The following is a 19,150-nucleotide window of genomic DNA, read 5'->3' on the forward strand; positions in this document are numbered from 1 at the left end:
CTACTCAAGCATTGCATCCAGACCTGCGGCCAGCTCGGCGAAGGGGGGCATGGCTGCATCAGCCACTTTGCCTGAAAAAATCTTATTAGTCGCCGACGAATTTAATAGCGGAACCCAGTCAGATGACAGGTTAAGGCGTTTGGCAACGGCGGCGGGATAGCTGGCAATGATGGCCTCGTCCTCCAGCTCCAGTACTTCAACTCGTGCCCGCCATGCAGCGAGATGGATCCAGCCGGCATCACGATTGAATGTAGTCGCCTTGAGCGGCAAGGGAATTTCACGTAGCGTATTGGTCAGCAGTGATGGGAAATTCCAGATTTCGCCGAGCGCTGCCGACACATCACCGTAGTGAAATCCCAATGTCTGCAGCTCCAGATCGGCGCGTCCGGCATCAAGCACATTCATCTGTGCATCGAGCGGTTGGATCTCGGCCGCGGCCACGGCATGCAGTTGCAACTGACCAATACTGTGCATCATGCCCAGCGTAAATGCCTTGTCGCCATTATCGCCATTGTGGTGTGCCAGCCAGCGTGCGGCGCAGGCTGTGTAAAGGTTGTAGCGCCAGAATTGCGGTAGTTGCATACCTTTTGTATTGCGAAAAGCGGCCACCATGCCGTTACCTAGTACCAGATTGCGCACCATTACGAAGCCTAGCATCCGTAATGCCTCGTCGACTGTGCCCACCGTACGGGAAACATGAAAATAGGCAGAGTTGGCCAACCTGAGCAGCTTGGCACTCAGCGCAGCGTCGCTTGCCAGCAGCTTGGCGATCGTCGGCACGGCGACATCTTCGGCATTGAAGCTGTTGATCAGTTCGGCGACGACTTTCGGTATGGTCGGTAGTTTGTTGGGTTGGTCAACCAGGTTTTGCAGTTGCATGGGTTCGCTCCCTTGAGTGACGCTTGCGGGCGCAGAGGTGGCAGCGCTGAAGGTTTACTTCACGTATCGACTTAATACTCATTTATTGTCGCAGAGATCAGACAATTTTCTAATGGTTTTGTCGGTATGATACGAAATAATGTTGTTGAGAAGTCTTTGCAAAACGGCAGCGAGAAGCATAAGCCCAAGACATCGGACCAAGATACCGCGATCATTTTGCAACAGTCTGCAGCCAGTCACACCATCCTGAAGGGAGTGGAATCATGGCAACCCGCAAACGAGCCGCCCAGCCGACGGCGTCATCGGACCCATCGGCATCAGCGGAACCGCAAAGCTGGCCGGCAATGCCGCAACTCGATCAAATCAATGCCTACATGACGGATGCGGTGCAGCGCAGCTATCTGTTTCTCGACACCTTGTTAGACCGAGGTAACAATTATCTGGAACATCTGGATCAGGGGACGCCGCCGCTGCTGAAGTTCGAGCACGAGCTGGTCATGGATGGACATGATTTGCCACAGCCCTGCAACTACGCCCTGTTGAGGCTTATTCCACCGGACTCGATGCCAGTCAAGGACGGCGCCAGACCACTGATGGTGGTGGATCCACGTGCCGGGCATGGTCCCGGTATTGGCGGCTTCAAGCCTGACTCTGAAGTCGGTATGTCCATGCGCGCGGGACATCCGGTCTACTTTGTGACGTTCCGTCCAGAGCCGGAAGAAGGGCAGACATTGATCACGGTGATGGAAGCAGAAGCGTTGTTTCTGGAAGAGATCATCCGTCGTCATCCACAAAGTCAGGCCAAGCCAGTGGTGATTGGTAACTGTCAGGCAGGGTGGGCGATGATGGCGCTCAATGCCCGTCGGCCGGAACTGTTTGGGCCGTTGATGGTGGTTGGTGCGCCATTGTCTTATTGGGCCGGCAGTTCGACGCTTAATCCGATGCGCTACAGCGGTGCCAATCTCGGTGGATCCTGGCTGGCGTCATTCTCCAGCGACCTCGGCGCAGACCGTTTTGACGGCGCCTATCTGGTCGAGAATTTTGAAAAGCTCAATCCGTCCAATACCTTGTGGAGCAAGTATTACAACCTGTGGGCCAATGTCGATAATGAAGCGCAGCGCTTTCTGGAGTTCGAGCGCTGGTGGGGTGGTTATTTCCGCATGACCGGCAGCGAGATCGAAGCCATTGTGGAAAACCTGTTTGTTGGCAATCGTCTGGCGCGAGGCACCATGATGGCGAATGGCCAGCCGATTGATTTACGCAATATCACCGCACCGATCGTGGTCTTTGCTTCCTGGGGCGATAACATCACGCCACCACCGCAGGCGCTGGACTGGATCATCGATACCTGGGGCGATGAGCGTGCCATCTCGGCCGCCGGACGTACCATTATTTATGTCTTGCACGAGAGTGTGGGCCATCTTGGTATCTTTGTCGGCGGTGCGATTGCGCTCAAAGAGCATGATCAACTGGTCACCTCGCTGGACGTGATCGAAAGCCTGCCCCCCGGATTGTACGAAATGAAGCTCATCGCCAAGGCCGGCAAGGAGCAACAGCGTTGGGACCAGCTGGAGCCGGGCGACTATACGGTGCATTACCAGCATCGCACCATGGATGATCTGCGCAAAATCAATCCTGAAGGGCGCGAGGAAGAAGCAATTTTCTCTACCGTCAGTCAATGGTCGGAGTTCAATGCCAATCTCTACAAGACCTATGTGCGTCCGTGGATCCGCATGAGCACCACGCGCAGCATGGCTGACAATATGGTCCGCATGAATCCGCTACGCATGCAGCGCCAGTTGTTCTCGGATTCCTTCCCGCTGGCACCGTTCATCCGTACCCAGGCTACCGCAGCACGCAATGCGCGCCAGCCGGTCACCCCCGATAATCCGCTCAAGCAACTGGAGCAGGAAGTGTCACAAAAGATCGTTGAAGCACTCGACACCTACCGTGATCAACGGGATGCACGCACGGTACGCATGACGCGTCAGCTATTCGGGCCAACCGGTCTGGGTGCCTGGTTCAAACCAGCGCAGCCTGATGCCGAAGTTGCCTACGAGCGTGCCGCTCACGAGTTGGGAAGCTATCGCGAGCAGGCGCTGGCGCATATTGAAGAGGGTGGTTTTGCTGAAGCGGTGTGCCGTATCGTGGTCGCCGGCATGATTTCGATTGGTGCATTTGAACGCCGTAGCCTGCGGCTGGCCCGTTTGCTGGCGCAATTGCCGGCTATGAATGAGACGGTGCCAGCACAAACCAATTGGGTACAACTGCTCAAGGAACAGGCACGCATTGCTGCTGTAGCACCGATCGAAGCGCTCAATGCACTGGAACAGTTGCTACCCGACGTCGCTGCGCGGGAACGGGCACTGGCCGTGGCCGCAGCGGTGATGATGATTGAGCCGACGCTGGCCAATCCGCGCTCGGAGATCATCGAGTTTCTTATTGGTACCCTGGGAGTTGATCCGGAGCGAGTCATCAGCCTCGCACGCAAGCTTACCGAGACACTCGAAAGTCCGCCAAAGGCGGTGCCTCTCAAGGCTGTATCGGTTGCGACAGATGTTCCTGCTGTGAAGAAGTCTGGCCGTACCACCAGCAAAGCCGGTGGCAGTCGTAAAAAAAGTGCCGCACCTGCGGTCGAAAAACGAACCGATGCGGCGTGAGTGAGAACCAATGAGCGCGCACCAGCACGCTTGAAAAACTGACTGTCTGAAGCCAGAGCGCGACTTCAGACCGGTTCCGCCTGCTTCAGGCTGCTTCAGCCATCTTCAGCGGTGTACTGGTGGGGCGACCCTTGAAGTCAGTCCAGCACAAACGCTTGTAGTCATACAGTTTGCAGCGACGTGCGGTATCGAAGTACCAGCGCCACGAGAATCGCTGAATCACAATGCGGCCGGGCAGCATGGTTTCCAGCATCTTTTGGGCTTTCTTGAGGCGATACAACGGTACGCTCATGTCCACATGATGGGCAGTGTGCTCCATGATGTGGTGCAAGGCGGCGCCGATCCCGGCACCAAACGTCAGATGCACGGTGGTGGAGACAAATGGTTGTGCCGCAGCCCATGCCACTTTGTCTTCGTACCACGCCACTTCAGTATGGGTGTGATGCACGTAGACGACGAAGCCGATCATGGCTTTCCAGAACAGTACCGGTACGATGAACGCCGTGACCAGCAAGGTCCAGAATGATTGATCGCCGTGATATGCAACCCAAGCCAAGGCGCCAATCCACACTGCTGCCGCAGTGGTGACCAGCGCACCATCGGCCATGAATTCGGTGCGGCGGGTTGGCATCTGCTTGCGCGAAGGAAAGTACATTCGCTTCCACCACATGTCGACCATGTAATAAAGCCAGGGCGCCCAGCCACTGCGATAACATTTCTCCAGACGTTGCCGCCAGCGCGGCAAGGCATTGAACTCCTCCAGCGAGTGTGGTTGCCAGACAAAGTCAAATGCACGCAGATTAGTGTAGCCATGGTGCACGACATTGTGGCCCACAGCCCACAGACTATACGGCGTCAGCGAAGGCAGGAAGACCAGCCGGCCGAGCCAGGCGTTGAGTCGTCGATGTTCGGTCAGGCTCTGATGGCAGGCATCGTGACCCAGAATGAAGAGACGTCCGATGATAAAGCCGGTCACCATGCCCAGCACGATCTTGGCAAGCAGATTGGAGACCCAGACCGTTGCCGTGAGCGCGGCACCGAACAGACACAGATCGATTGCAATCAGCGCCAATGCCAGTGGCGTGCTGCGTTTGACAATTGGAGCGAGCCAGGAGCGGATGATCTTGCGGTGCGGCATCGGCGCGTGGCGCGGGATAGGTGTCTGATCGGGAGCAGTAGACATTGCGGTGAACCTTATGTAAAGCGTGTTGATTGCCAAATATTAATGAGAATTATTCTTAATGTAAACAATAGATGCCATTCATAAGACATCGGGCGGCCTCTCGGCAGCCTTTAAAACAGTTTTCCGTCTTGACTGACACAGGGGAAGCGGAAAAACAGGCCTGTTTCGCTTCCCGTGTGAAGTACTGAGCTTGCTATTAGTTCCTGTTTAATCCGGAATCGGAGCGACGATCAGAAGCGATAGCCGATACCAACACCGAGCAGCCATGGATCAATATGCACTGAGCTGACTTGGGTGCCAGAAGCATAGACATTGCTGCGCAGCTGAACTTTCTTGATATCGAAGTTGATCAGCCAGTGGTCGTCAATCTTGTAGTCGATGCCAGCCTGGATAGCCGGACCGAAGCTGTGGCCTTGCAGCGTGTCTGCACCATTGGCCAGATCAACGTTGGAAATGCGGGTGTAGTTGATACCAAGACCAAGGTAAGGGCTCCATGTAGCCGATGGCGTGAAGTGGTATTGCAGCAGCAAGGTCGGTGGTAATTCCTTGAAGGTGCCGATGCTGCTGCCATCCAGGCTCACGGTATGTTTTTGTGGATAGGTCAGAATCAGTTCCGTCGCCCAGTTTGCCGTGAAGAAGTAGCTGATATCGGCTTCAGGAATGGTCTTCGAGCTCACGCTCAGACGATCTGACGCTCCAGTGCCACCGATCGGAGCAGACTTGTTGTCTGGCGTGACATCGACAGCGCGCAGACGAATCAGCCAGGGACTTGGTTGCGCTTCTTGGGCATGGGCGACACCGGTGGCCGACAGAGTGCTGGCAAGGGCCAGCAAAATAGCGAGTTTTTTCATATTGTTGGTTGGCGCCGTAGCGCGGGTTGTGGTGAATAAAGCTGTGATGACCGGAATGTACGCGGGATCATGGCGAGGGAATTTGATGTCGATCAAAAAAGCATTGATGCCTGTTCTGGCGTCAGGGTCATCGCTTCGTCATCACATGGTTTGCCTGGCTGTATCGTCGATCGGGTGTTCAACCGCGCACTTAATCCGCTCCCGGTTTGATCCATGTCAAGGTAACGCCGGCAGCGCATCCTTACACTGGCACCAATCTCACCACCGTTCGCACTGGCCTTGTCGCCTTGATATGGCGCGTCGTACGGCGGCATCTGGAGTTAAACAATATGGTGTTTTCCGCAATACCGATGGTTGCCCCGCCATCTGTTGAATTCGACGCGCATCTGATCCGCAAGCTGAGCCAGAATGGCCCGCGCTATACCTCGTATCCGACTGCGGATCGTTTTCACGAAGACTTTGGCTATCGCGATTACCTGCAGGCCGTGGCCGGATTACGCACCCGCGGTAGCCGCAATCCGTTGTCGCTGTATGTGCATATTCCGTTCTGCGAAAACATCTGCTACTACTGCGCCTGCAACAAGGTCATTACCAAGAACCGTGACAAGGCAGCTATTTACCTGAGCTACCTCAAGCATGAGATCGAGATGCAAGGCAAGCTGTTTGATGGCATGAACCAGATCGAACAACTGCATATCGGTGGCGGTACGCCGACCTACATCACGGATGCCCAGATGGGTGACCTGATGATGCATCTGCAGCGCTGGTTCCGCTTTGCGGATGATCAAGTCGGTGAATATTCAATCGAGGTAGATCCACGGACAGTGTCTCCTGAGCGCATTGCCAGTCTGCGTCGCCAGGGATTCAACCGGCTTAGTCTTGGGGTGCAAGACTTCGATCCACGCGTGCAGCAGGCAATTAATCGGGTGCAGCCCGAACAGATGACGCTGGACCTGATTCAGGCAGCGCGCAAGGTGGGTTACCGGTCAGTCAGTATCGATCTGATTTATGGCTTGCCACATCAGAATGTGATGAGTATGGCGCAGACGCTGGCGCAGGTTATCCGGGCCGCGCCGGATCGCATCTCGCTCTACAACTATGCGCATTTGCCGCATCTGTTCAAGCCACAGCGCCGTATTGAAGATGCCGATCTGCCCGGTGCCGAGGCCAAGCTTGACATGCTGGCGCTGAGTATTCGTAGACTCACCGATGCCGGTTATGTCTATATCGGCATGGATCACTTCGCCTTGCCGGGTGATGATCTGGCGATTGCCCAACAACAGGGTCGCCTGCATCGTAATTTCCAGGGGTATTCGACCCATGCCGAATCTGACATGGTGTCCTGTGGCGTCTCGGCAATTAGTGCAGTGGCGTCCACTTACAGTCAGAATGTGAAAACGCTGGACGCCTATTACGACGCCATCGACAAAAACGAGTTGCCGATTGTGCGCGGCATCCGGCTGAATATGGATGACGTTTTGCGCCGGTTGATCATTCAGCGTCTGATGTGTAACTTCGAGCTCTCGCTGGGTTCGATCGAGATGGCCTATCCGATCACCTTCAGCAGCTACTTCGCTGCGGAAATCGAGAGTCTGCGGGCCCTTGAGCAGGATGGTCTGGTGCAGCTCGACGACGAATGGCTGACCGTGACAGCCAAGGGGCGTTTGCTGATCCGTAACATCTGCATGGTGTTCGATCAGTATCTGCGGTCCACACCAACGCCACCCCGTAAATCGGGCAATGTGACGCAGACAGTCAGACAAAGTGCGCCGCTACAGCGTTACTCCAAAACCATCTGATTTTGCCAATCCATCCGTGTGAAAATAAGTGTGATGAGCAATCATCACATCATGCTAAAAAACAAAAGGCCACCGAGACAGGTGGCCTTTTGCTTATGTCCGTGAAACTAGTCTAGCGGACATAATTCGGTACCGGCAGCCAGTGCCTTCAGACGTTGCGGCTCGAGCAATTCCACTTCACGCTTGTCAACGTATAGCCAGCCGAGCTTCTTGAAGCGGGAGACCAGGCGGCTGATGCTTTCGATGGTCAGGCCGAGGTAGTTGCCAATGTCTTCCCGTGACATGCGCAACTGGAAACTGGTCGACGAATAACCGCGCATGGCATAGCGCGAGGAGAGGTTGATCAGGAATGCCGCGAAGCGCTGTTCGGCGCGCATGTTCCCCAGCAGCAGCATCGCATTCTGTTCACGTGTAATTTCCTGGCTCATCATGCGATGAAAATGGCGCAACAGTGTCGGAATAACGCCAAATAGTTCTTCCAGCCGGTGAAAGGGGATTTCGCAGACTTCGCTATCTTCCAGTGCTTCCACATTGCAGTGATGACGGTCGGTGCTGATGGCATCCATGCCCATCAATTCACCAGCCATCTGGAAGCCAGTGATCTGTTGCTCGCCGCCGGGATTGAGCTGATAGGTCTTGAAGTGACCAAGACGGATGGCATACAGGCTCTTGAACGGATCGTCCATGCGGTACAGGCTTTCACCACGCGCAACCCGCTTGCGGCGCCCGATGATGTCATCCAGGCGGCTCATGTCGTTGTCGTCCAGTCCCATCGGCAGGCACAACTGGTGCATGCTGCAATTAACACAGCTGGTCTTGATCGCCTGCGATCTGGCTGCTGCCGCTGCAGCCTCCGATACGGGAGAGGAGGTCGTGCGCGGGATCAGGTGGAGTTCGCTCATGTCTGTCGGGGCGGTTGGCGCAACGAGGCGCACTAGTGCGTCGTGCAATTCGTCACTGTGATTGGGTTGATTCAATATAACGCAAAGCCGAGGACATCCCACGCATTGAAGGTACGATTGCCTAGGTTTATCAGGCTTCCTTGATCTGGATCAACTCACGTCGCTGTCTAGCTGCAACAATGCAGCAACCACGCCCGGACAGGCTTGTTTTGTCGTGTAAGGGAGCAGGAAAGGTGCTTGCCGGCAAGCACAAGCGGGGACCTATGGGACTGAGCTGATGTCACGCACGATACTGGAGATACCGATGATGCAGCCCGTATCGTTGTAAATTGGCGAGATGGCCTGAGAAATTCTGACCTCATTGCCGTTTTTGTGTAGGCGCACAGTGTCGAAGTGATCAATGTGTTCGCCGCGCAGGATTTTCTGCATGATGAGGTGTTCCTCATCATGCAGGTTGCGCGGCAAGAGGCGCAAACTGAACTGGCCGATCATTTCATATTTGCAATAGCCGAAGAGTCGTTGTGCAGCCTGATTCCAGCTAACGATACGACCATCGAGGGTTTTGCTTATGATCGCATCTTCGGCACTGTCGATGATGGCCAAGCATTGTTCGGCCGCGCTGCGACGCTGCACATCCCCAGTCATGTTGCGTGCAATCATGATGGCGCCGGCGAACTCGCCGGATTCGTCGCGCAGTGCTGATATCGTGACAGCAACAGCAATAGCGGTGCCATTTTTGTGCAGTCTGATGGTGTCAAAATATGGCAGGCGCTCACCGGCAAAAAGGCGTTCTACAGCCTGGTATTCCTCCTCCAGGCGATCAATCGGAATCAGCCTGGCCATTGCATTTCCGATCATTTCTGCTGCACTGTAGCCAAACATCCTCTGTGCTGCAGGGTTCCAGGTCGTGACAATGCCACTCAGGCTTTTGGTGATGATCGCATCTTCTGCTGATTCAATGATGGCACTGGAGATGTTGGTCACAGCATGAGGCGCAATATCGATCGCAGCCGTCTGGGAACGTATCGGACGCCGCAAGTGCATGTTGCCATGCCGGCGGATCGCGGTGATGCTCTCACAGGGGTTGCTCTTCATGTTGATTCCTTGTGCAGACAAATCAGGGCAGTTCTGCAGATTACAGATGCCAATTGATGCCGGTAGTCAACGACCATGCTTCGATATTAATTTGTGCATCACCGACCGCGTATCAGGAAATTCCCTATTTTCCACGGGGAAACATTTTCGATTAACCTGTCGACGCTGTTCGCCTCCGTAGCGGCAATCTGTATCTACATGAGAGCAATATCGATGTTTATGATGATGCAGATACACAACAGCAAGCACTCATCGGAGAACAAACCATGCCGGAACAGATTGCATTACAAAAGTTGCCAGAGAGCTGCGTGACGCCAGAGCAGTTGTCTTTGCCTGACATCGATGATGTACTGGCCGCCGCCGAGCGGATCGCACCTTATGTCCATCGCACGCCTGTGTTGCGCTCCAGGACCATGGATAAAGCGCTTGGGGCGCAGTTGTTCTTCAAGTGCGAGAATTTTCAACGTATGGGGGCATTCAAGTTTCGTGGTGCCATGAATGCCTTGTTAAGGCTGTCTGCTCAACAGCGGCGTGCAGGTGTCGTGTGCTATTCCTCCGGCAATCATGGCCAGGCACTGGCAATGGCCGGTAGTCTGCTGTCAGTGGCAGTGACAGTTGTCATGCCTGCCGATGCACCACAAGCCAAGATCACTGCCACGGCGGGTTATGGCGCCAGGATTGTGCTGTTCGATCGACATACGGAAGATCGGATGCAACTGTGTGAAGCTTTGGTGGCTGAGCAAGGCTTATCCCTGATTCCTCCTTATGATCATCCTGATGTCATCAGCGGACAGGGTACGGCTGCGCTGGAGTTGCTGCAGGAAACCGGGCCACTGGATGCCTTGCTGGTGTGTCTGGGCGGTGGCGGGTTGCTGGCCGGTAGCCTGCTGGTAGCACGTCATGTCGCGCCGCACTGTCGGACCTTTGGGGTGGAGCCAGAAGCTGCAAACGATGCGCAACAGTCATTGCGCGCCGGCCGTATCATCCGCATTGAGGTACCGACCACGATCGCCGATGGCGCGCAAACGCAGTCGCTGGGGCAGTATACATTTCCAATTATTGCTCGCGATGTGGCTGACATCGTCACTGTTAGCGATGACATGTTGATCAAATCCATGCGTTTCTATGCCGAACGCATGAAGATGGTGGTGGAACCGACCGGATGTCTGTCATTGGCAGGTGCACAGTTGCTTAAAGAGCAGTTGCACGGTCAGCGGGTAGGCGTCATCGTCAGCGGTGGCAATGTCGATCTGAGCAGACTGGGGGCCTATTTTGCCTGAGCGCAAGAGCATCCGGTGAGTGTGTCATGCGGTCCGTGAGGTTTTGCTGCATGCTATTGCAGATTTACCTGATGTTCCTCGTGTTCCTGATATTGATCTCTCTACTAGCCTTTGCACAGATGCGGAAAATTTTGCCATGAGCATGCCTGAAACCGGCCTCATCCTCGGTGACGATGGCCGTCCTTATTGCTACTGGCGCACTGAGCAGCCAGAGTATCAGCGCTACCATGATCTTGAGTGGGGACGACCGCTCACGGATGACCGCCTGCTGTTCGAGAAAATCTGCCTGGAGGGATTTCAATCCGGGCTGGCCTGGATCACCATCTTGCGCAAACGGGAGCATTTTCGTGCTGCGTTTGATGGTTTTGATTTCCGCCGCGTTGCGGCGTATGACGATGCCGATGTTGTGCGGTTGCTGTCCAACCCGGGTATCGTGCGTAATCGCGCCAAGATCTTGTCTACCATCAACAACGCGCGGCGCGCCTGTCAACTGGTGGACGAGGCAGGGTCATTATCGGACTGGCTTTGGCAATTTGCGCCGAACGTTGATCAGCTCAGCAGGGAAGTGACGCTGGAGCAGTGGCGTAGCAACACGACCTCTGAAGCCTCGCATCAGTTATCTGATGCACTCAAGCAGCGCGGCTGGAGTTTTGTCGGGCCGACCACCATGTACGCAATGATGCAGGCCGTCGGGATGATCAACGACCACCTCAGTGGCTGTGTCTGCCGCACTGAGGTGGAGCTGGCGAAGGCGCTGGCTAAGTCGCTGGTTAATGAGACAACATCACCGGCAGCGTCATCGTCTTGAGGATAGTCTGTGTGACGCCACCCAGCAATACCTCACGGAATCGGCTATGTCCGTAGCCACCCATGACCAGTAAATCGGCGCCCTTGTCGGCAGCTAGTGAGAGCAGGGCATTGCCGATATCAATGTCAGTAAATTCGTTACTGACGTTGACCTTGACGCCATGCCGCGCCAGGTAAAGAGCAATATCGGCACCCGGTTCCTGGCCGTGCACAATGCCATAGCGCGGGACATTGAACAAGGCAACCGTGACCTGTTTGGCCCGCCTGAGAGCGGGCAGGGCATTACTGACGGCACGGGTGGCTTCCATGCTGCCATCCCAGGCGATCAAGACATGCCGGCCGGGTTTTTCATAACGGCCTGCATGAGGCACGATCAGGAGTGGCCGCGAGGTGTTGAGCAAGACATATTCGGGCAGGTCACTGGGGCCGCCATCACCGACTTCATCGCGATCAGTCTGGCTGACAATCACCAGATCGGCATAGCGAGCCTGCAGCGCTAATCCGCCAGCGGCATCATCCTCGGTGAGACGCCGCTCATACGAAGTCACGCCAGCCTGCTTGACAATTTGCTCGAACTTGTCGAGATCCTTTTGCGCTGCATCACGCAGCTCCTGCAGCACCAGATCGAGGGAAACTGTGCCATCAGGATAAATAAAGCGGGAAATCCCGGTCATGGCCGCGCCCACCAGATGCGCCTCTTCGGCGATAGCAATTTCTGCGGCCAGACGAATCCGGGCGGCCGCATGGCGGGATTGGTCAACATGCACAACAATCGTTTTGTAAGACATGAGTTCACCTTTGAAGGTAGAGGCTGGGTTGGTCAGAGCTTGATGTCATGGTTACCATAGCACCGTCAACGGCGACCAGGATTGACCTGTGTCAAATCTTCATCAGAGCCAATTCACTCTGTGGTGAATGTTCACACAGAGAGTGTAAAAGAGCGCATGAATTCGGTTCTGTTTGACATGGATCAACTGCGCCAGATGCGATCTGCTTAGAGTCAATTCTGAAGTAGAAAAAAGCATCACAGAAATCGATTCGATAACCGGGAACTGCACCATGGAAGCTCGCAATTGCATATCGCATCTGCATTCAGGCATTGCCGGGATGGATCTTGCGCATCAGGCCATCATTGAGGAGCTTTCCACGCTAATGATTGCGCCCGATACAGAGATCGGCTGGCGACTGCAACGCGTTATTGCGCTGCTGGAAGCCGATTTTCGCGAGGAGGAAGTGATCATGGAGCAACTCGACTTCCCTGCGCTTCATGAGCATCGCGAACATCACGCCAAACTACTCAGTGCCTTGCATCATGTGGTGCCGTCGGCACTGGATGGCAATTACGAGCTGGCGCGCCAGGTACTGAAGATGTTGCCGCACTGGTTCCTTGGTCACCTGGTCAAGATGGACAAGCCACTGATCGAAGCGATTCATTCCACGGATACGCAAACGGCGACTATTGCACCTGTAGTCAGTCAGCCCGGTAAGCAACTATTTTGAGGAGTAAGATATTCGGTGTAATCTTCGCGCCACCTGTTATTGCATCGTCGCAACCGCTGACGAAAGGTAGATGGGCACCAGTGGCAAACGGAGAGAAAGCATGGCAGTCAAGCAGCGCGTGGTCATTCTACAAATGGGGCATCCACCAGCAACAGTCCAGCAACGTGTTGGCGAACAGGCAAAGTGGTTCCTGGAGGCACTCGATGGCGCGGACTGTCATGTTGATGTAGTGCAACCCTTTCTGGGAGAGGCCTTACCATCCCCGGCGCAGTTTGATGTCGCCATTATCAGTGGCTCCTGGTCCATGGTGACCGATCGAGAAGGCTGGAGTGAGGCGGTTGCCGCATGGATTCCCGGTGTAATTGCAAGTGGGCGTCGCTTGCTTGGTATCTGTTACGGCCATCAACTGATAGCGCACGCCCTGGGTGGTGTTGTTGCCTACAACCCGCGTGGCCGGGAGGTCGGACTGGCGCCGATTACTTTCACGGATACGGCCCATGCGGATCACTTTTTTGCTGATGCGCCACCGGCTTTCTTGGCCAACGTCTCCCATGAGCAAACAGTGTTAACGCCGCCGGCACAGGCCAAAATATTGGCTTTCTCGGAGCAGGATCCACATCAGATTTTGCGTTACGCGCCAAACGCGCTGTCGTTCCAGTTTCATCCCGAATTTACACCGCAGATCATGCGCGCCTGCATCGCACGCCGCACGGAAACTTATATCGCTGAAGGCATGAACGTCAGCGCCATGCTCGACCAGCTGGCGCCAACACCTTATGCAGTGAATCTGTTGTTGCGGTTTGTGAAGGGGCTGTAGTCGCGTCCGAGTCAAGGTTACGCTATTCAACGTTACATAATCCGGGGGCTGTTGCTTTTCCGAAATACAGGTATTTCGGAAGTGTCAAAAATCTGAGAAGATACCCAGCATGCGGTGAGTGTTCGCATTCAATAGAACAACAGATACCTTGACAAGGGGAGACCCCGAATGTGCAAGATCAGATTCAGCCCACAGCATTACGCTGACCGCCTGCCGTCATGCTATTGCATGCTCAAGCCGTATCGATAAAGGCTGACTGTTCAGCTATGTCAATTCCTTATGTAAGAGACCCCTCTGCCAGAGAGCGTATCGTCATGCTTCTGGTTGCCGTGGTGACGGTGATTGCGATCAGCGTGCCGATTGGTTTATCGCTCGTGATCAGTCAGCGCCAGAGCCTGCAGACCGAGCTTAATCGCGCTTCTCTGATTGCCGGTGAGGTATTGCGCCGCAGCCAGGATATTTCTTCGCAAGTAATCCAGATTGTCAATCTCCTCAAACAGGTCAATGCCCAGGAGCCGTGTTCGGGCGAGAATATTGCCTTGATGCGCTCACTAGCCTTTCAGTTTGATCATGTCACGGATGTTGTCTACGTGGCGAATAACAAGTTGATGTGTTCGTCTTACGGCAGATTTGGTACTGGTATTGATGTTGGCAAGCCTGATTTTGCTAATATGATCGGTTTTGATGTACGCAAGCGGGTCAAAATGCCATTTGATCACGCGTCGACGTTTCGCCTGACTGTTGATAGCAACACTGGATACGGAGCCCTGGTACACCCTGAGCTGGCGACCGATGTGAAGCTCGATGGCAGCGATATCGACGTCGGCATCATCATGCTACCAACCCGGAAGACCTTGTTCCAGCAAGGCTATTTTGATCCGCAATGGGTTGACAAGCTGGGTTCGCATAGCGAGTTCAAATGGTTTGATGGCAGATACGTGGTCGCCATCAAGCGTTCAGAACGTTATACCTACGCCGCGTATGCGGCCTTGCCAGCCAACTACATCAGCGAGAATTCACGTGGCCTGGCATTCTGGCTGGTGCCGCTTGGGGTTGTCATCGGCTTTCTGGCGGCCTGGCTCATCTTCAAACTGAGCAAACACAAGCTCTCACTGCTGTCGCTCCTCAAGCAGGCGATCCGCAAGAACGAATTTCATTTGGTTTATCAACCTGTGATCGACCTGCAAACCGGAAAATGGGTCGGTGCCGAGGCGTTATTGCGCTGGAAGAGACCCAATGGCGAAGTGATCAGCCCTCTGGTATTTATTCCATTGGCTGAACGCAATAATCTGATCGTCAAGGTGACCGAGCGCGTCCTGGAAATGGCGTTACGCGATTTTCCCAGCCTATTGCGTAAAGATCCTGATTTTCACCTTGCCATCAACATGTCCGCGGATGACTTGCAAAAGGAAGGGCTCGCAGCAGCCTTGCATCAATCACTGATCTCAGCCGGTATTGCCGAGCGTAACCTGATCATCGAGCTGACCGAGCGCGAGTTTACCAATACCGAAGCGACCAGGCAAAATTTACGTGAATTGCGGGGGCGTGGCATTTCGGTAGCAATTGATGATTTTGGCACCGGCTATTCGAGCCTTTCCTATCTCAATACCCTGGAACTGGATTGTCTCAAGATCGACAAGGCCTTCGTTGACACCATCGGTACCGAATCGGCAACGAGCGATGTGGTTGCACATATCATCTCTATTGCCAGATCCTTGAATCTGCAGATGGTGGCGGAAGGCGTGGAAACGCAAGAGCAGGCCGATTATCTGCGGGAAAAAGGGGTTCAGCTGGCGCAGGGATGGTTGTTCGCCAAGCCCATGCTGATTGATGAGTTACGTCGGAAAATGGTATCGACAACACAGGTTGCCACAGAAACCTCAGTTGCCACGACGGCATCATCTACCGCATCTGCATAAAAAAGGTACCAATGCATGGCATTGGTACCTCATCGTCATGCGCCGACGGCGGTGGCCGTCAGCTCGCTGGCTCAATTACCGCAGATCAAAGCGATCCAGGTTCATCACCTTGGTCCATACCGCAACAAAGTCATGCACAAACTTGGCCTGTGCATCGCCACTGCCATAGACCTCGGCCAATGCTCTGAGCTGCGAGTTGGAGCCGAATACCAGATCGACTGTTGAGGCGATCCATTTCAGTTCACCGCTGGCACGGTCCCGACCTTCCAGCACACCTTCAGTTGCTGACTTTTGCCACTTGGTACGCATGTCCAGCAAGTTGATGAAAAAGTCGTTGCTCAGTGTGCCTGGGCGTTTGGTGAATACGCCTTCGGCTGATTGACCGTAGTTGGTATCGAGCACGCGCAAGCCGCCGATGAGCACTGTCATTTCCGGTGCGCTCAGGGTCAGCAGATTGGCGCGATCCAGCAGCAATGCCGCGGCACTGCCTTCCTGCCCCTTGCGCCGATAGTTGCGGAAGCCATCGGCAACCGGTTCCAGTACCGCAAAAGAAGCCACATCGGTCTGTTCCTGCGAGGCATCGGTACGTCCCGGTGTGAACGGTACTTGTACCTGTACGCCTGCCTGTGCAGCAGCCGCTTCGACTGCTGCGCTGCCACCGAGTACGATCAGATCGGCCAGCGATACCTTCTTGCCAGCGCTCTGCGCAGTGTTGAACTCACGCTGAATTGCTTCGAGTACCGACAACACCTTGGTCAGCTCGGCTGGCTGGTTCGCTTCCCAGTTCTTCTGTGGTGCCAGACGAATCCGCGCACCATTGGCACCGCCGCGTTTGTCACTGCCGCGGAAGGTCGATGCCGAGGCCCAGGCAGTTGCTACCAGCTGCGAGGTGCTCAAGCCGGAGGCCAGAATGCGCGCCTTCAGTGTAGCGATGTCGGCGCTGTCGATGACAGGATGATCCAGTGACGGGATCGGATCTTGCCACAATTGCGTTTGCGCTGGCACCAGTGGACCGAGGTAACGGCTCACAGGACCCAGGTCACGATGAGTCAGCTTGAACCATGCCTTGGCAAAGGCGGCGGCAAACTCTTCCGGATGCGCCAGGAAACGGCGCGAAATCTTCTCGTAAGCAGGGTCAAAACGCAGCGCCAGATCACTGGTCAGCATGGACGGTGCATGGCGTTTTGCTGCATCGTAAGCATCCGGGATGGTACCGGCGCCGGCATTGCCTTTTGGCTTCCATTGATGGGCGCCGGCCGGGCTCTTGGTGAGTTCCCAATCGTAGGCGAACAGGTTAGTGAAGAAATCATGGGTCCATTGCGTTGGTTTGCTAGTCCAGGTCACCTCCAGACCGCTGGTGATGGCGTCGCTACCTTTGCCGCTGCCGTAAGTGCTGATCCAGCCCAGACCCTGATGTTCGATTCCGGCACCTTCCGGTTCTGCACCGACCAGACTGGCATCGCCTGCACCATGGGTTTTGCCGAAGGTATGGCCGCCAGCGATGAGGGCAACCGTTTCTTCGTCATCCATGGCCATACGCGCAAAGGTCTCGCGGATGTCGCGTGCCGATCCGAGTGGATCAGGATTGCCGTTAGGACCTTCGGGATTGACGTAAATCAGCCCCATCTGCACCGCAGCCAGCGGATTGTCGAGCTGGCGATCACCCTTGTAGCGTTCGTCGGCCAGCCATTTGCCCTCTGGTCCCCAGTACACGTCCTCTTGTGGTTCCCAGATATCTTCGCGACCACCAGCGAAGCCAAAGGTCTTGAAGCCCATCGATTCCAGCGCGACATTGCCGGTCAGAATCAACAGATCAGCCCAGGAAATTTTACGACCGTATTTTTGCTTGATCGGCCAGAGCAGACGACGCGCCTTGTCCAGATTGCCATTGTCGGGCCAGCTATTGAGTGGCGCAAAGCGTTGCGCACCAGCACCCGCACCGCCGCGTCCATCGACAATCCGGTAGGTGCCGGCGCTGTGCCATGCCATACGGATGAAGAGCGGGCCGTAATGGCCAAAGTCGGCAGGCCACCAGTCTTGGGAATCAGTCATCAGCGCTTGCAAATCCTTGATCACAGCCTGCAAATCGAGACTTTTGAATTCTTTGGCGTAGTCAAATTCTGCATCCATCGGGTTCGACAGTGCAGAGTGCTGGTGCAGCATCTTCAAATTAAGTTGATTGGGCCACCAGTCGGCATTGCTGGGTGCGCCTGCGACGGCTTGTTGGCGGGCGCCGCCTGAGAACGGGCATTTGGCTTCAGTTGTCATCTTTCACTCCTTTGGTTGTCGGTTATCAACTCATTACGGGCTAGATTGTGAAGCGTGATGATAAATTGGTAAATATAATTAAAACTCTTAAATTGATAGTTAATAACTATTTTGTCGTGGTGAAGGTTTTATCATCGAGAAATGAAGTCTACCTTGCACTGATGACTGCAGCGTGGCGTGAGTGGACACCAGCCGGATCGGCCCATCTTGTTTTTTGCCTGTTACAAGCTGTTTCGAACGTTGCATTCGTCAGCGATGATGTCACAACTTGGCGAGGCAACAGCGGCATAATAGTACCCGGACGGTCTCAAGTGACTCTCTGGAATCAGTTTTTAAATCAGCTTGAACGTCATCTAAAAAATCGGCTTAAGAATCACCTCAAGGAACAGGTAAATTATGATGAGTCCTCAAGAAACCCAGGCGCTACAGGATTTTCTCAACCAATTAACGCAGGTGCGCGGCTTGGCCAAGGATCCGCAAGCTGACGCCATGATCGCACGTGCCGTGGCGCAACAGCCAGAGTCAGCTTATCTCCTGGTACAGCGCGCCTTGCTGATGGAGCAGGCCCTCAACGGTGCCAAGGCGCAAATCGCAGCACTACAGAATCAGGTACAAAGTTTGCAGGCTACAAGTGCAGGCGCGGCAGCGGAGTCTTCACGCGGTTTCCTCGATGGTAACGTCTGGGGTAACTCTGCACCTGCAGCGCCATCGCCCGTATCGCAGCCAGTCTATGCAAGTCGTCCGGCACCGGCTCCGCTATCTGCGCAGCAGGCGAGCGCTGGTTATCAGGTGCCACCTCAAGCAGCTGCATCTGCTGCAGCAAATCCAGGCTTCTTCAACAGTGGCTTTGGCAGCACGCTCGGATCGATCGCGACGACTGCAGCGGGCGTCGCCGGGGGCGCATTCCTGTTTCAGGGGATTGAGCATCTCATGAATGGTGGCAACAGCGGCGGTGGATGGACGCATCAAAGCGGCATGGCGCCGGTGGAGAATATCGAAAATACCACCGTCAACAACTACTATGTCTCTGATTCTGACCGTGGCGCGGCCTCGGAGAAAGAATCATTCGATGCCGGTAGTAACAATGACAGCTTGGCCGACAACAGCGACTGCAGCGATTTCAGTGATAGCAGCGACTTCGACGGCTCATTGATTTGAACCTGCAGTAACAAGGGCAATCCGCTTAGCAG

Annotated in this window: 15 protein-coding genes; 8 read left to right on the forward strand and 7 right to left on the reverse strand. The window is 54.9% G+C overall.

From position 1 onward, the window contains the following. On the reverse strand, positions 1 to 879 hold the full coding sequence (locus FHW66_RS11980) for an HDOD domain-containing protein (protein WP_183380032.1): 879 nt from the start codon (positions 877 to 879) through the stop codon (positions 1 to 3). Between the two features lie 263 nt (positions 880 to 1,142). Between FHW66_RS11980 and FHW66_RS11985 the strand changes: the two genes are divergently transcribed. Continuing rightward, a complete protein-coding gene (locus tag FHW66_RS11985) occupies positions 1,143 to 3,539 on the forward strand; it encodes a DUF3141 domain-containing protein (protein ID WP_183380033.1) in 2,397 nt (798 codons plus the stop codon). A gap of 85 nt (positions 3,540 to 3,624) precedes the next feature. Here the strand turns inward: FHW66_RS11985 and FHW66_RS11990 are convergent, their stop codons facing one another. Both FHW66_RS11990 and FHW66_RS11995 read right to left on the reverse strand, forming a co-directional pair. After that, on the reverse strand, positions 3,625 to 4,722 hold the full coding sequence (locus FHW66_RS11990) for a fatty acid desaturase (RefSeq protein ID WP_255458939.1): 1,098 nt from the start codon (positions 4,720 to 4,722) through the stop codon (positions 3,625 to 3,627). 230 nt (positions 4,723 to 4,952) lie between these two features. Beyond that, positions 4,953 to 5,573 (reverse strand): OmpW family protein, encoded by a 621-nt coding sequence (locus tag FHW66_RS11995; protein ID WP_183380034.1) that lies wholly within the window; start codon positions 5,571 to 5,573, stop codon positions 4,953 to 4,955. Positions 5,574 to 5,902: 329 nt separating this feature from the next. Between FHW66_RS11995 and hemN the strand changes: the two genes are divergently transcribed. Further along, positions 5,903 to 7,372, forward strand: a complete 1,470-nt coding sequence (gene hemN, locus FHW66_RS12000) for an oxygen-independent coproporphyrinogen III oxidase (protein WP_183380035.1) — start codon at positions 5,903 to 5,905, stop codon at positions 7,370 to 7,372. 107 nt (positions 7,373 to 7,479) lie between these two features. Here hemN and fnr read toward each other — a convergent pair whose 3' ends face one another. Together fnr and FHW66_RS12010 are read right to left on the reverse strand one after the other, a co-directional pair. After that, positions 7,480 to 8,274, reverse strand: a complete 795-nt coding sequence (gene fnr, locus FHW66_RS12005; protein ID WP_183380036.1) for a fumarate/nitrate reduction transcriptional regulator Fnr — start codon at positions 8,272 to 8,274, stop codon at positions 7,480 to 7,482. A gap of 261 nt (positions 8,275 to 8,535) precedes the next feature. Then, positions 8,536 to 9,369 carry a PAS domain-containing protein gene (locus tag FHW66_RS12010; RefSeq protein ID WP_183380037.1) on the reverse strand — a complete coding sequence of 278 codons (834 nt, stop codon included), beginning with the start codon at positions 9,367 to 9,369 and terminating at the stop codon, positions 8,536 to 8,538. Positions 9,370 to 9,635: 266 nt separating this feature from the next. On the opposite strand from FHW66_RS12010, the gene FHW66_RS12015 reads away from it, so the two are divergent. Then, entirely contained in the window at positions 9,636 to 10,649 is a 1,014-nt protein-coding gene (locus FHW66_RS12015; RefSeq protein WP_183380038.1) for a threo-3-hydroxy-L-aspartate ammonia-lyase, read from the forward strand. Positions 10,650 to 10,785: 136 nt separating this feature from the next. Beyond that, entirely contained in the window at positions 10,786 to 11,457 is a 672-nt protein-coding gene (locus FHW66_RS12020; RefSeq protein WP_370543453.1) for a DNA-3-methyladenine glycosylase I, read from the forward strand. Here the strand turns inward: FHW66_RS12020 and FHW66_RS12025 are convergent. Then, positions 11,420 to 12,244: a universal stress protein gene (locus FHW66_RS12025; RefSeq protein ID WP_183380039.1), complete on the reverse strand. Its 825-nt coding sequence runs from the start codon at positions 12,242 to 12,244 to the stop codon at positions 11,420 to 11,422. The genes FHW66_RS12020 and FHW66_RS12025 overlap by 38 nt on opposite strands. 271 nt (positions 12,245 to 12,515) lie before the next feature. Here FHW66_RS12025 and FHW66_RS12030 point away from each other — a divergent pair, with 271 nt between their 5' ends. The 3 genes from FHW66_RS12030 to FHW66_RS12040 all read left to right on the forward strand — a co-directional run bounded on the left by FHW66_RS12030 (position 12,516) and on the right by FHW66_RS12040 (position 15,692). Beyond that, on the forward strand, positions 12,516 to 12,956 hold the full coding sequence (locus FHW66_RS12030; RefSeq protein WP_183380040.1) for a bacteriohemerythrin: 441 nt from the start codon (positions 12,516 to 12,518) through the stop codon (positions 12,954 to 12,956). A gap of 100 nt (positions 12,957 to 13,056) precedes the next feature. Beyond that, positions 13,057 to 13,773 carry a glutamine amidotransferase gene (locus FHW66_RS12035; protein WP_183380041.1) on the forward strand — a complete coding sequence of 239 codons (717 nt, stop codon included), beginning with the start codon at positions 13,057 to 13,059 and terminating at the stop codon, positions 13,771 to 13,773. Positions 13,774 to 14,039: 266 nt separating this feature from the next. Continuing rightward, positions 14,040 to 15,692: an EAL domain-containing protein gene (locus FHW66_RS12040; RefSeq protein ID WP_183380042.1), complete on the forward strand. Its 1,653-nt coding sequence runs from the start codon at positions 14,040 to 14,042 to the stop codon at positions 15,690 to 15,692. A 75-nt stretch (positions 15,693 to 15,767) separates the two neighbouring features. Here FHW66_RS12040 and katG read toward each other — a convergent pair whose 3' ends face one another. Further along, complete coding sequence (gene katG, locus FHW66_RS12045) at positions 15,768 to 17,960, reverse strand: catalase/peroxidase HPI (RefSeq protein ID WP_183380043.1); 2,193 nt, start codon at positions 17,958 to 17,960, stop codon at positions 15,768 to 15,770. Between the two features lie 399 nt (positions 17,961 to 18,359). Between katG and FHW66_RS12050 the strand changes: the two genes are divergently transcribed. Further along, entirely contained in the window at positions 18,360 to 19,118 is a 759-nt protein-coding gene (locus tag FHW66_RS12050) for a DUF2076 domain-containing protein (protein ID WP_183380121.1), read from the forward strand. Positions 19,119 to 19,150: the final 32 nt, after the last annotated feature.

Source organism: Herbaspirillum sp. Sphag64 (genome assembly GCF_014192645.1).
GTDB lineage: Bacteria > Pseudomonadota > Gammaproteobacteria > Burkholderiales > Burkholderiaceae_D > Herbaspirillum.

Coding starts and splice junctions, on each gene's coding strand:
- FHW66_RS11980 (WP_183380032.1), bottom strand. CDS start 879: ATGCAACTGCAAAACCTGGTTGACCAACCCAACAAACTACCGACCATA.
- FHW66_RS11985 (WP_183380033.1), top strand. CDS start 1,143: ATGGCAACCCGCAAACGAGCCGCCCAGCCGACGGCGTCATCGGACCCA.
- FHW66_RS11990 (WP_255458939.1), bottom strand. CDS start 4,722: ATGTCTACTGCTCCCGATCAGACACCTATCCCGCGCCACGCGCCGATG.
- FHW66_RS11995 (WP_183380034.1), bottom strand. CDS start 5,573: ATGAAAAAACTCGCTATTTTGCTGGCCCTTGCCAGCACTCTGTCGGCC.
- hemN (WP_183380035.1), top strand. CDS start 5,903: ATGGTGTTTTCCGCAATACCGATGGTTGCCCCGCCATCTGTTGAATTC.
- fnr (WP_183380036.1), bottom strand. CDS start 8,274: ATGAGCGAACTCCACCTGATCCCGCGCACGACCTCCTCTCCCGTATCG.
- FHW66_RS12010 (WP_183380037.1), bottom strand. CDS start 9,369: ATGAAGAGCAACCCCTGTGAGAGCATCACCGCGATCCGCCGGCATGGC.
- FHW66_RS12015 (WP_183380038.1), top strand. CDS start 9,636: ATGCCGGAACAGATTGCATTACAAAAGTTGCCAGAGAGCTGCGTGACG.
- FHW66_RS12020 (WP_370543453.1), top strand. CDS start 10,786: ATGAGCATGCCTGAAACCGGCCTCATCCTCGGTGACGATGGCCGTCCT.
- FHW66_RS12025 (WP_183380039.1), bottom strand. CDS start 12,244: ATGTCTTACAAAACGATTGTTGTGCATGTTGACCAATCCCGCCATGCG.
- FHW66_RS12030 (WP_183380040.1), top strand. CDS start 12,516: ATGGAAGCTCGCAATTGCATATCGCATCTGCATTCAGGCATTGCCGGG.
- FHW66_RS12035 (WP_183380041.1), top strand. CDS start 13,057: ATGGCAGTCAAGCAGCGCGTGGTCATTCTACAAATGGGGCATCCACCA.
- FHW66_RS12040 (WP_183380042.1), top strand. CDS start 14,040: ATGTCAATTCCTTATGTAAGAGACCCCTCTGCCAGAGAGCGTATCGTC.
- katG (WP_183380043.1), bottom strand. CDS start 17,960: ATGACAACTGAAGCCAAATGCCCGTTCTCAGGCGGCGCCCGCCAACAA.
- FHW66_RS12050 (WP_183380121.1), top strand. CDS start 18,360: ATGAGTCCTCAAGAAACCCAGGCGCTACAGGATTTTCTCAACCAATTA.